This is a genomic window from Acinetobacter sp. YH12069 (genome assembly GCF_013419675.1).
Lineage (GTDB): Bacteria > Pseudomonadota > Gammaproteobacteria > Pseudomonadales > Moraxellaceae > Acinetobacter > Acinetobacter amyesii.
This window is the reverse complement of the sequence record NZ_VOZS01000009.1, coordinates 22,534-34,987: the sequence shown is the minus strand read 5'-3', so window position 1 is coordinate 34,987 and position 12,454 is coordinate 22,534. Positions and strand designations below refer to the sequence as shown.

Sequence of the window (12,454 nt, the reverse complement as noted above, 5' to 3'; positions counted from 1 at the left end):
AACAGAATAATCAGACAGACATATGAATGCTTCAACTCCATTGACTCAAGATCCGATCGATATTGCCCAAAAACTGGCGACAGAATTTGCCACGACGGCTGCTCAGCGTGATAAGCAGGGGGGAAATCCCAAAGCTGAACGTGATTTGATTCGTCAAAGTGGTTTGCTTGCACTTTCCATTGGAAAACAATACGGTGGACAGGGTGCAGATTGGCTGACGATTTTTAAAACCATTCAAACCATTGCTCAAGTAGATAGCTCATTGGCGCATGTTTATGGTTTCCATCATTTATTGATTGCAACGGTACAGTTGTTCGCGCAGCCAGAGCAATATGGCCCGTGGTTTGAACAGACTGCACGTGAGCATTTATTTTGGGGCAACACCCTAAACCCTTTAGACCGCCGTACTACAGCGACGCAACTGTCTGAACATGAATATGTGTTTCATGGCGATAAAAGTTTTTGTTCGGGTTCCATGGATTCAGACATTTTGCTGTGTTCTGGCTTCAATGAAGATGGAAAATTATTGATCGGGGTGATTCCTACAGCACGTGAAGGCGTCAGTTTTCTCGGCGATTGGGACAATATGGGACAACGTCAAACCGACAGTGGAAGTAGCCATTTTGAACAAGTTAAAATTTCTAAAGATGAATTACTACTGAACCCGGGGCCTTTGAGTACACCGTATTCGAGTTTACGCCCTTTGATTGCACAGTTGATCTTTGTGCATATGTTCTTGGGGGTAGCCGAAGGGGCATTTGAAACAGCAAAACAGACGGTACAAAGCCAAAAAGCATGGTCAAAATCATTGGTTGAAAATGCTGTGAATGACCCATTTATTCAAAAGCATTTTGCTGAGTTTTATGTGCAATTAGAAAGTGTACGTTTATTGGCAGATAAAGCGGTTCAGCGTTTGCAATGGGCTTGGGAGATTGGTGAAGCTTTGATGGCGGAACAACGTGGAGAAGTCTCTATTGCGATTGCAACAGCCAAAATCGCAGCCACCAATAGCTCGCTATACATTACGCAAAATATTTTCCAAGTGATGGGCGCACGTGCCACAACTGCCAAACTAAATTTAGATCGCTTCTGGCGCAATGTACGTACCCAAACCTTACACGATCCGATTGATTATAAATATCAGGAGGTCGGTGAATGGGTGCTCACAGCGAAAGTGCCAGATCCAAGTTTTTATTCTTAAACGTATATTGCACATGAGCCAATAAAAAGCCTCCGAAAGAGAGGCTTTTTTGCAATGTAATTTCAGTCGATCTTAACGCTGATGAATATTTTCTAAGGTATCAACTAAGGTTCGCGTTGTTTGATCAATTTCATAATTCACGGCATCACCGACTTGGACATCTTTCCATGTAGTGAGGCGCAGTGTTTCAGGAATAAGATCGATTGAAATTTCACTATTGGCACGATCAACACGGTTCACAGTCAAACTACAACCATTGAGCCCAATAAAACCTTTGAGAAAGAAATATTTAATATTGCCTGCCGGAATGTGAATATCGAGATGAAAGGTTTCCCCGCGATGCTCTAAGTTTTTGATCGTGGCTGTGCCTTCGATATGACCATACAGATTATGACCACCATTTTCTGCCCCAACTTTGGCTGAGCGTTCGACATTGACCTCATCACCGGCCTTGAGAGCTTTTAGCGTGGTGAGTTGATTGGTCAAATCTGAGACATCAAAATGTACTTGGTTGGCTGCCAAATCAATATGTGTGGCCGTTAAACACACGCCATTAATCGCCACACTTGCCCCGATAAAGACATCATGAAAAAAATTCTGATGATTTGAAATCACCAAGGTTGTGAAGCCATTGCCTTGACGAATGTCTAAGACTTTTTCTAAACCTTGCACGATGCCTGTATACATGTGAGCGTCTCTAAAATGATTTGCGTTTTCTGTATTGTAGGGACAAAACGACCGATCGGCTATGCCTTAGAGTGACCATTTCAGTACAGCGTTTTGATCCCTAGCAGTTCGATCTTGGCAATGGCCTACAATGCTCGGAAAGTTTCAATTGCAGCTAAGCGAGACTGCTTTAAATCGACGATCGGTTGAGGGTAGTTCAATTCTAGTTGAGGATTTTTGGCAAAGGGTTGGTGAATTTGCTTTGCATCCAAATCTGCCAGTTCAGGTAGCCATTGACGTAAATAATCCCCGTTCGGATCAAATTTCTGAGATTGGCTGATCGGGTTAAAAATCCGAAAATAAGGTACAGCATCTGTACCCGTCGAGGCGCACCATTGCCAACCGCCATTATTGGCTGCTAAGTCACCATCGACAAGGTGCTGCATAAACCATTGCTCCCCCAACCGCCAATCGATCAGTAGATTCTTACTGAGGAACATGGCACAAATCATCCGCACCCGATTATGCATCCAACCCGTAGCCAGTAGTTGACGCATCCCTGCATCGACAATTGGAATGCCTGTCTGACCTTGCTGCCATGCAGCCAAGTCTTGTGGTGCATGGCGCCATTTTATTTTTAAGGTTTTGGTTTGAAACGGCTGGTGCTGAGATACCTGCGGGTAGTCAAATAAAATGTGTTGGTAAAATTCACGCCAAAGTAGCTCATCGAGCCACGTTTGTTGCCCTCTGTGGTCGATCTGGAAATAGCCACCTTGTTCACGAAACAGGGCTTGCAGACATTGGCGAATAGACAAGATGCCCAAGTTGAGATACATGCCAATTCGACTGGTAGCATTGAGCGCTGGATAGTCCCGATCATCAGCATAACGACTCAGATGTTGTTCTATAAATTCATCTAAGCACTGCTGTGCATGATTTTCCCCAATCGGCCAAAGCTCGATTTGAGCTGCTAACAGCCCTGCGGGATAAAAAGGACGAAGATCGAATTCGGTTTGCCACAGAGGATGCTGGGCGAGAGCCGTTTGGGCTTCGATCGCAGGATAACAACTGGGCACACTGATGCTCAATTTCTCGTAGCAATTTTTCTTAAATGCACCGAAAACTTGATAAGGATGTCCAGATTGATTGCGAATACTGCCAACAGGAAACAGGGTGCGGTCATGGTACAGCTCAACAGAGATGTGCTGCTGTTCTAATAACTGTTGTACTTCGCGATCTCGTTTAAGCTCATTCACACCATGTTCAATATGTGCATGAACAGTGTGTATATTGAGCTGAGTGCATAGGGTTAATAGCTCATTGGCGATGTCTGACCAATGGGGAATATGCTGAATAATCAGTGGAATATTTAGTTCAGCCAATTGCTGTCGCAAAAGTTCCAGTTGGGCAAGATAGCGATGGATTTTAATGGGGGCATCGTCATGCCTTGCCCATTGTTCAGGAGAAAGCGCAATAAAGGCAATCGTTGGACCAGACTGTGTCGCCTGCCACAGTGCGCTATGGTCATGTCGTCTTAAATCTTGTCGAAACCAAACCAGTTGCATGTTTATTGCCTCGTTTGTGTTGGAAATATCACTGGAATTACGGGGGTATCTAGTGGTAATGAAATTATCTAAAAAATCGATTTCTATAAAAAACCATATAATATCTATGGTTTAAGTTAACCGATTGCGCACAATGCTGTCAGCTTAAGCGTACAAGCAACGAAGTTTTTGACGCTAGGCGCACTTTTAAATTTTACCTAAGATGAACTCATACAGGAACAGGATGTTCCGGAACATAAAACAATAACAAAGTGTTCACCATCAGGACTGTGAAGCAAGACAGGAGTCATGCTTAAGTATCCATATAGAAAAAGCCCGACAGGATGTCGGGCTTTTTCTTTGTCTATAGGTTAGCTCATTTTCTAGAATCAAAGCATATCTTTAAATGGGACTCGAGATAAAAAATCCCCTAAGCCGAGCCTTAGGGGAGGAAAGTGAAGTGAGCCGATTGTGATTATTATGCTGATTTTATGAGCTGTGACTGCATCAACAATTATGCTGATTTAGCCTGCACAACTTGCTGCTGTTGAGCTTCCAGTTCACGAACCAGTGGCAACACTTTTTCGCCAAAGTATTCCACTTCTTCAATGAAGTGGAGAAAACCTGAGAGAACCAAATCGACGCCTACACTTTTGAGTTCCACAATGCGTTCTGCAATTTGTTGTGGCGTGCCAATCAGATTGGTTTTAAAGCCGTCGTTATATTGAACCAAATCTTCAAAATTTGATTTTGCCCAGTTACCTTCGCCTTCTTTGGTGGATGCACCTGCTTCACGAGTTGCATCGCCAAAAGCATTGACCGCTTCGGTATTGGCATTGTCGATAATAGCTTGAAGCACCGCTTGGGCTTCTTCCTCCGTATCTCGGGCAATGATGAAGGCATTCACCCCGATTTTGACCTGATGGTTGTTGGCTTTGGCTTTTTTACGAATATCATCGATCTGCTTTTTCAACTCAGCAGGGGTATTGCCGTTGGTGAAGTACCAATCGGAAACACGGGATGCCATGTCACGTGCTGCACGTGAACTGCCACCTTGGAAGATTTCGATATGCGGTTTTTGCACCGGTTTTGGAGATAGGGTGTAGTCTTTAAATTGATAGTATTTACCATCAAAACTAAAGTTATCCTGCGTCCACACGCCTTTTAGGCTACGAATGAATTCTTCAGAGCGCGCATAACGTTGATCATGCTCGGGCCATTCTTCACCAATCGCATCAAACTCTCCACGGAACCAACCACTCACGACATTAATCGCAATACGGCCATTGGTAAGATGATCGATGGTCGCCAATTGTTTTGCAGCCAGAGCCGGTTTCCAAGGGCCGGGTAAAATCGCTGCAATGACTTTGAGCTTTTCGGTTTTGGCCAAAATACCATGACTGAAACTAACCGATTCATGTTGATTTTCCGCGTTATAGCCTGCGGTAAAACGAATTTGAGTCAGCGCATAATTAAAGCCACTTTTTTCTGCAGCTTGTGCCAAACGCACGTTATAGTCATAGCTCCAATCGGTACGCTGTTCAATATTACTGACCACCAAACCACCACTGACGTTTGGTACCCAATACGCAAATGTAATGTTTTTTTCTTGTACTGACATTTTGCAAACCCTCGGGATCGAATTGTTATGCTGTGGTGTTTAGGCCACTTGCGTTTTTGGCTTTTTACTATGCAGTCGAGCTTCAGCGGCATCCAAACTTGGAACAGCTGCAGAAGGAAGGACTTCTTCTTGCTCGATTTGCTTATTAATGCCCAAGTTTTGGTTGGCTTGTTGAGACTTGGCTTTCACCACTTCAGCACGCTGACCTTTGGCTGGAGCCCATTCCAAAATCGGCAGCGCACGTGCTACAGCTAAAGTAATGCGGTCACGGAGTAATTCACTATGAATGGTGTATTCAGGGGTGAAATCACGATCTGTTGCATAGACTCCGATTGGTAATGTTTGCGATTGAAAGAAACTGAACAATGGACGCAGTTGATGTTCAAGCACTAAAGCATGGCGTTCAGAACCACCCGAAGCTGCAAGCAAGACAGGTACATCCACCAAGGCAGTTTGTTCGACAAAGTCAAAGAAGTGTTTAAACAGGCCTGTAAATGAAGCACGGTAAACTGGTGTTCCAACAATCAGTGCATCAGCAGCTTCAACGGCAGCAAGGTCATCTTGTACACGTTGCGGCAATTGGTTACGGTAAATCGCCCCACCTAATAAATTGCCAATTTCGCTAAACTTAATAAAATGCACATTGATTGGAGTCGCATCACCGAGTTCATCAACAATGGCTTGTACCATAGCTTCAGTTTTAGATGGATTGTTTAGACCACCTGACACAGCAACAATATTCAGGGGTTTTTGTAGATTAACTTGAGACATTTTTTAAACCTAAAAGTGTGGTTTCTCGGAATGCCTTTTATTAATCCCGATGGGTGGATCACTGTAAAATAACGAAAATCAGAAAAGTTATCTGATTTTTAGATATGTTGGAAAAACCAGAAGATTCGTGAAATTTCAAATTTTAAACTATTGATATTTCAACATATAATGCTTAGATATAAGCATTTTTACTGTGTTGATAAAATTTATATGAAAATATGATTAGATTTAAAGATTTATAGAAAATGCGAAAAAAGACGCATTTTAGGTGAAAATCTACATTTTAAATGCAAAAAAATAAGTTCTTGCATATCCTTCACATAGCATGTGTGGTTAGAATAGGGTCATTGTGCACAAGATCTCTCACGTTGCTTATGAATATTTTAATCGTTGATGATCACCCGCTGTTTCGTCATGCTTTAATTCAGGCGGTTCGTTATAGTTTGCCTCAGGCGCAAATTCATGAGACTGCAGCAGTCAATGAATGCTATGAACGTCTTGAAAATGGCCCTGAGCCTGATCTTGTGTTATTGGATTTAAACTTGCCGGGTGCTTCAGGCTTTTCTGCCTTGGTGCATATACGCGCACAATATCCATCGATTCCAATCATTGTGGTCTCTGCGCATGAAGAAGCGTCGATTATTCAACGTGCGATTGCACATGGCGCGATGGGTTATATTCCAAAATCTGCGCATCCAAGTCACATTGGTGAAGCGATTCGTCAAGTCTTAGAAGGCGAGATTTGGTTACCACCAAATTTACCAGCCAACATGAACTTTGACCCACGTGCTGCAGATGAAACGGCATTGGCAGAACGTATTCAGTCTTTAACACCGCAACAATTCCGCGTGTTAATGATGGTGGCGGAAGGTTTGTTGAATAAACAAATTGCCTATGAGTTGGATGTGTCTGAAGCAACCATCAAAGCACATGTGACGGCGATTTTCCGTAAGTTGGGCGTACAAAACCGAACTCAAGCTGTTTTGGCAATTAATGCATTGAATATTGAAGAAAAGAAAATCTAAGGATTTTTTCAAAAAAAAGACCTCCATCGTGGAGGTCTTTTTTTATGCTGTTTAAGCGATAGAACAATGCGAATTAAACCAATAACTGATATTACGCACCTAAAAGTAATTTCGCATTTTTAAAATGATTTTTAAGTCAGTTCGACGGAGTCTTACATCTAGGGATTAAATAAAGGGATCAGCCTTCGGCTGGAGGTACTTTTGTTTCGGCAAAAGTACCCAAAACCATTGTCATCCGCAAAACTCGTTCACTTGCGCCAAATTATTCAAAGTATCGCAAAAACATTTGTGATTAGAAGTCGTCCTGTCTCAAACACTTGCGGATGACGTTACCGCGTATCGTTCTTTTATTTGAATCAAATTGTGCTTCTGATGTTACTGCGTAACATCAGTTAATACCTTATATAAACAACTTCAACAATAACTTAAGCAATATAGTCTTGCTTAGGCGTCAGATCGGTACAATACAAAGGATTGAGCGCACATTGCAGTTCATCAATTTGTTCATCGGACACATAGCCGCGCGCTTTGAGATAATCCGCGACACGGTCATCACGTAAACTTAGAAAAGTAGCATCATAAACACCCAAATCCACAAATAGGGCTGCAGTTTCTAAGCTGTTAAAACGGTCCAGATAGACATCATTGTCGTACATCAGGAAGATATGGTCTTGCTTGGAGTTGGCATCAACATTTAAACGTTGTGCCAATTCAAATGGCGCTGTTTTAATAAACAGTAAATCAGATAATTCATCAAACTGTGTTTTATCCAGCTGGTTTTTGTCGGTTTTGACTTTACCGAGCCAAGCTTTAAATACTAAGACCGCACCACCACGCAGTAGCATGCTCCAAATCTGATGACGGGTGTCCAAACCCAAGCCATTGGATTCTGCTTCTAAATTTTGCAGCAGTAGGTCTTCTTGCTCTGCCAGTCGATCGAATAAGCCAAGGCCTTGAGGTTTGTAGGCATTCGGCGCAAAGACATCAAAATTCAGTTCATCAAACACTTGTAACGCGAGAGGAACGGCACTGCGATAGAGCGTTTCCAGCGCTTCGACTTGCACATCACTTAATTTGCTGAACTTAAATAGCTGACGCCAATCGATCTCTGGCAAAATGGCATTGGCACCATACTGACGATGAAACTGTAGATTTTGATCAAAACCATGCGGCATTGTTTCTGAAATATTCACAAGATCACTCCTAATATGCGGGGGAGATCAGCTTCTCAAGTGTTGAGTTATGACGCTTCTTGAATTGGCTTGAAACTGATCAACTTCTTATGAATATTTTTAAAACGAACGGCCGCAGCTAAATATACGACTAAAGTTTTAGTTTTTATTTTTGGTTATAAAAATATGATTTAAATCAAATAGATTTTTAATTGTAACTAAGTGTGCAAGTGTTCACTCACGCATTCGATATCTTTTGCCATAGGCAATCTTAATTTGATATTTATGGCTAATAAATAGACGAAATATCGGGGCTATTTTGAATGGTCTTGCCGTTGAGACAAATTTTTTTGCCAGTTAGGTAAGTTTAAGTAAAAGCAAGGTAAACAAAAGCCCATTTCATGTGAATGAAATGGGCTACTTTTCACAGAGCGATGTCCTGTAACAACGCTACTGATTTGAAATTTTTAAACCAGATAACCATGAACGCAGTGAAGCCGGTTTCAATGGTTTTTTCAGTAAGACGATGTTTAACTCTTTTAGACGTTGCGGTAGTTCAGGATCAGAATCTGCGGTAATCAGCGCCACAGGGACATTTTCCTGACGGTTATCTAAAATAAAGTCGAGACCGATCTTGTTGTTATTCAAGTGTTGGTCAACCAACCAAACTTGAATATTTTCTTGTTGAATCAACTCCATGGCCTGTTCAGGTTCAGTGGCTTTAAAGACTTGATAGCCCCATTTGGTCAGTAAGGTCGACATCCCTTCCAAAATGGTTTCATCATTGTCTAAGCACAGAATCTTATAGGCTTTGGTCTTCAGCGGAACCGCTTGAGTCGGTGCAGCGACCACTTTTGGCGCAGCGACCACAGGCACTTCAATCATAAAACACGAACCATGACCAAGTTCTGAGAACACATGCACTGGGTAGTCGAGTAGGCTGGTCATGCGTTGCACGATGGCTAAACCTAAGCCCAGACCCTGTTCGCCCCAAGGAGAGGTATGTCCACAGCGTTCGAACTCTTGGAACAACTTAATGCGCTGTTCTTCCGCGATTCCAGGACCCGTATCCCAAACGCCAATACGAATATGTCCTGGACGTGCTGAACGTAGCACACCCACCACAACACGACCACGCGCCGTATAGCGTAGGGCATTGCTGACGAAGTTTTGAATAATACGACGAATCCACTGTGGGTCGGTGTCAATCCAGAACTGAGCATCATGTACGGTCAGTTTGATATTACGCTGTGCTGCAATCGATTTAAATTGCAGTTCAAGATCGCTGAGTAAGTCATGCAGCGGATAAGGTTGACGTTTCGGTTGAATGGTTCCGCCTTCGAGTCGTGCAATATCCAAGAGGGCAGAGAGCATACTTTCCGCACCATGCAGCGCACGATCTAGTTGCTGAAGCGTTTTACGATCATCGTCATTTTGTACGCTTTGCTCGAGGGCGGTACTGAACAGGCGAGCAGCATGCATCGGTTGCAATAAGTCATGGCTTGCGGCAGCAATAAAGCGGCTTTTCGACATATTGGCTTTATCGGCTTGCTCACGTGCCAATTGTTGTTCAGACAGGGCATCTGCCAACTGTTGGGTACGGTCTTGTACACGTCCTTCAAGCAAGGCTTCATTTTCACGGAATGCAGTAATATCGGCAAAGGTCGTCACGAAACCGCCGCCTTCGATTGGGTTCCCGCGCATCTGAATTACACGGCCATCTTTACGGATCCGTTCAAATTCGTGTGCGCTGCCGACTTGCATCCAATGCATACGTTTACGCACATGTTCTTCGACTGAACCGGGACCACATTCGCCGCGTTCAGCGTTATAACGAATCAAGTCTGAAATTGGACAACCGACATAGACAATGTCTTTTGGATAATCAAACAGTTTGAGATATTGATTATTCCATGCCACCAAACACATATTTTCATCAACCACGGACACACCTTGAGTCATATGGTCGATCATGGTCATGATCAGGTTTTGGTTAAAGCGCTGCCACTGTGAGGCTTGGTCAAGAATATTGGCGACCTGACCGAGTGCTAAACCATTATTGACCATGGCTGTGGTGAGTAAGGTACGGGCAGATGCAGCACCGATGGTGCCGGCAAGATACTGTTCGGTAAAACGCCACCACATGCCGTTGGCGCTGCTATTTTCATTCAAAACGACATTGTTTTGTGCGCAGAATTGGTTGAAGGCGCGCATAGTTGGACCTTCACCGGTAATGCGTTTTGCCAAAGTAATCAGATCACCTACTTTTAAGCGTGCCACATCATGGTGAATATAGCTGATGTCGTTTGATGTACTTTGAGCCGGGAGGGGCTTGGTTTCATAATAAAAGAAACTTTCGGCCTGAATTTGCTCGGCAACACTTGGACGGAAGACGCGGGAAATCCAAATATAGAGGGTGATATTTAAACCGAGTGCCCAAACTACGCCATGGGTAAGTGGATCGAAAGATTCAAACCCTAACAGTGCTTCAGGACGTAACCAACTCAAGCCTAGCGGACCCTGACTTAAAAGATTTTCGGTAAATGTTTTAAATTGTTCAGGCAGGCTACGCAATACGGTTGGTAATAACAGGGTATAAGCCCACATGCCAAAGCCGACCAACAGACCTGCATATACGCCTTGCTTACTTCCGCCGCGCCAATATAAACCACCAATTAACGCCGGTGCAAACTGTGCCACAGCACTGAAGGCCAATAGGCCAAATACTGATAATTGGTCAATGTCATTGAAGAAATGGAAGAACAAGAAGCCCAATAACATGACCGCTAAAATACATACACGACGTGTGAATTTCAGTACGAGTGGTAGGCGTTTGTCATGACGTGACAATAAGCGTGTACGCCACAGTGCAGGCATGATCAAGTCATTACTGAGCATAATCGACAAGGCCACTGACGACACCAACAGCATACCTGTCGATGCTGAAAAACCACCGAGAAACGCAAGTAAGGTCAACCAGTCTTGGTTATAACTCAAAGGCAGTGAGAGCACGGCAACATCGGGGATTGCCAAGTAGGCAGGTGCTGCATGCAGCGCCCAACTGGCAATCGGGATGATCGCGATAATGGTTAAAATCAGATAAATGGCAAACCAACGACGAGCACCACGGATATGCTTTTCATCTCGCAGTTCAACCACCGCGACATGGAACTGACGTGGTAGACAAATAATCGCTAATGCAGCCAATAAAGTTTGAATCCAAAAGCTTTCTGGCACACCTTTGAGCTGAACATCTTTAAAGGTGGTGTTGATGTCATGGCTGATTTGAGCCATGTTTTCAGGTGATTCAAAAACAAAGAAAAATGCGACTGCAAGTAGTGCAAACAGCTTGACGAAAGACTCAAATGCCACAGCCAACATTAAGCCGCCGTGCTGTTCAGTATTGGCAATCTGTCGTGTCCCAAACATCATCGCCAAAATCGCCAATACACCAGTCAAAAACAGCACACTATTGGTGGTGCTGGTCAGACCAGCGGTCGGTTCTAAAATGACCGTTGCACTTAGGGCAATTGCACGTAGTTGCAAGGCTAAATAGGGAATAATGGCAATCACGGCAAGGATCGTGACTAATGACGCTAAGGGGCCACTTTTACCATATCGTGCTGCTACAAAGTCGGCAATCGATGAAATGGCATGATGCTGACGGACACGGCCTAAACGTCGCCAAATATCATAGCCGAGCGCAACAAATAGCAGCGGTCCTAGATAGATCGGCAGGAAAATAATGCCCTCACGAACCGCGGCACCTGTTGCGCCATAAAACGTCCAAGATGAACAGTAAACCCCTAAAGTTAGACTAAAGAGAAGCATTCTGCCGCGAGTACTGAGCCTGCTGGCATGCTTTTCACCAAAGAATGCACATACAAAGAGTAATGCGATGTAAAGGGCCAATACCCCGACGATAAGCCAACTATTCATAGAGCCTGCAGCATATTAATTCTCGCTTAATGATAACGCATCCATAGGCTTAGGGAGGTTATTGCTCAAAATTTAACGACCAAAGTCTAAATTACAAGAGATAAGGAACATTGGTAAGTTTAGCTTCGAAATAATTCGAATTAGAAAATTGCGCGCCAAGGTTCGGCGTAAGGAGAACATTATGGATGAGAGACAGGTAGAACAAATTCTACAGAATCCAAAATTTAAGGAAATGGTTAGCCGTAAAAGTAAGTTGAGCTGGACTTTGACGATCATCATGTTGGTGGTCTATGTCGGCTTCATGCTACTTGTGGGCTATAACAAAGAGTTCTTGATGCAATCCGTGAGTGGTGGTGTAACCACGATTGGTATGCCATTAGGTTTGAGCATTATTGTATTGTCATTCCTGCTCTGTGGTGTGTATTCGTACATTGCAAATAATAAATTAGATGCATTAAACGAAGAAGCAATGCGTGAAGTAGAAGCAATTACTCAAGAAAAAGGACTTCACTAAG

The 12,454-nt window shown here is 43.5% G+C and carries 9 protein-coding genes; 3 read left to right on the top strand and 6 right to left on the bottom strand.

Annotation, left to right across the window (positions count from 1 at the left end; genetic code table 11):
• Positions 1–22 precede the first annotated feature (22 nt).
• Positions 23–1,201, top strand: coding sequence for an acyl-CoA dehydrogenase family protein (locus FTU16_RS08135; protein WP_180163061.1), 1,179 nt, complete (start codon positions 23–25; stop codon positions 1,199–1,201).
• A 72-nt stretch (positions 1,202–1,273) separates the two neighbouring features.
• On the opposite strand, the gene FTU16_RS08130 is transcribed toward FTU16_RS08135, so the two are convergent.
• The 4 genes from FTU16_RS08130 to msuE all read right to left on the bottom strand — a co-directional run bounded on the left by FTU16_RS08130 (position 1,274) and on the right by msuE (position 5,803).
• A complete protein-coding gene (locus FTU16_RS08130) occupies positions 1,274–1,888 on the bottom strand; it encodes a riboflavin synthase subunit alpha (RefSeq protein ID WP_180022763.1) in 615 nt (204 codons plus the stop codon).
• A gap of 125 nt (positions 1,889–2,013) precedes the next feature.
• Positions 2,014–3,432 (bottom strand): deoxyribodipyrimidine photo-lyase, encoded by a 1,419-nt coding sequence (locus FTU16_RS08125; protein WP_180163060.1) that lies wholly within the window; start codon positions 3,430–3,432, stop codon positions 2,014–2,016.
• Between the two features lie 493 nt (positions 3,433–3,925).
• Positions 3,926–5,032 carry a dimethylsulfone monooxygenase SfnG gene (gene sfnG / locus FTU16_RS08120; RefSeq protein ID WP_180163059.1) on the bottom strand — a complete coding sequence of 369 codons (1,107 nt, stop codon included), beginning with the start codon at positions 5,030–5,032 and terminating at the stop codon, positions 3,926–3,928.
• A gap of 39 nt (positions 5,033–5,071) precedes the next feature.
• On the bottom strand, positions 5,072–5,803 hold the full coding sequence (msuE, locus tag FTU16_RS08115) for an FMN reductase (protein WP_180163058.1): 732 nt from the start codon (positions 5,801–5,803) through the stop codon (positions 5,072–5,074).
• Positions 5,804–6,177: 374 nt separating this feature from the next.
• Between msuE and FTU16_RS08110 the strand changes: the two genes are divergently transcribed.
• On the top strand, positions 6,178–6,828 hold the full coding sequence (locus tag FTU16_RS08110; RefSeq protein WP_078190543.1) for a response regulator transcription factor: 651 nt from the start codon (positions 6,178–6,180) through the stop codon (positions 6,826–6,828).
• A 425-nt stretch (positions 6,829–7,253) separates the two neighbouring features.
• Here FTU16_RS08110 and FTU16_RS08105 read toward each other — a convergent pair whose 3' ends face one another.
• The gene (locus tag FTU16_RS08105) at positions 7,254–8,003 is read right to left on the bottom strand and encodes a hypothetical protein (RefSeq protein ID WP_218955634.1); all 750 of its coding nucleotides are present in this window, start codon (positions 8,001–8,003) and stop codon (positions 7,254–7,256) included.
• Between the two features lie 447 nt (positions 8,004–8,450).
• Positions 8,451–11,939 (bottom strand): PAS domain-containing hybrid sensor histidine kinase/response regulator, encoded by a 3,489-nt coding sequence (locus FTU16_RS08100; protein WP_180022766.1) that lies wholly within the window; start codon positions 11,937–11,939, stop codon positions 8,451–8,453.
• A 181-nt stretch (positions 11,940–12,120) separates the two neighbouring features.
• On the opposite strand from FTU16_RS08100, the gene FTU16_RS08095 reads away from it, so the two are divergent.
• Positions 12,121–12,453 (top strand): DUF485 domain-containing protein, encoded by a 333-nt coding sequence (locus tag FTU16_RS08095; RefSeq protein ID WP_078190540.1) that lies wholly within the window; start codon positions 12,121–12,123, stop codon positions 12,451–12,453.
• Position 12,454 lies beyond the last annotated feature (1 nt).

What these genes read in the sequence shown, in the direction of transcription:
- FTU16_RS08110 (WP_078190543.1), top strand. Translation starts at nt 6,178, where the DNA reads ATGAATATTTTAATCGTTGATGATCACCCGCTGTTTCGTCATGCTTTA.
- FTU16_RS08125 (WP_180163060.1), bottom strand. Translation starts at nt 3,432, where the DNA reads ATGCAACTGGTTTGGTTTCGACAAGATTTAAGACGACATGACCATAGC.
- FTU16_RS08100 (WP_180022766.1), bottom strand. Translation starts at nt 11,939, where the DNA reads ATGAATAGTTGGCTTATCGTCGGGGTATTGGCCCTTTACATCGCATTA.
- FTU16_RS08135 (WP_180163061.1), top strand. Translation starts at nt 23, where the DNA reads ATGAATGCTTCAACTCCATTGACTCAAGATCCGATCGATATTGCCCAA.
- FTU16_RS08095 (WP_078190540.1), top strand. Translation starts at nt 12,121, where the DNA reads ATGGATGAGAGACAGGTAGAACAAATTCTACAGAATCCAAAATTTAAG.
- FTU16_RS08130 (WP_180022763.1), bottom strand. Translation starts at nt 1,888, where the DNA reads ATGTATACAGGCATCGTGCAAGGTTTAGAAAAAGTCTTAGACATTCGT.
- FTU16_RS08105 (WP_218955634.1), bottom strand. Translation starts at nt 8,003, where the DNA reads ATGCCGCATGGTTTTGATCAAAATCTACAGTTTCATCGTCAGTATGGT.
- msuE (WP_180163058.1), bottom strand. Translation starts at nt 5,803, where the DNA reads ATGTCTCAAGTTAATCTACAAAAACCCCTGAATATTGTTGCTGTGTCA.
- sfnG (WP_180163059.1), bottom strand. Translation starts at nt 5,032, where the DNA reads ATGTCAGTACAAGAAAAAAACATTACATTTGCGTATTGGGTACCAAAC.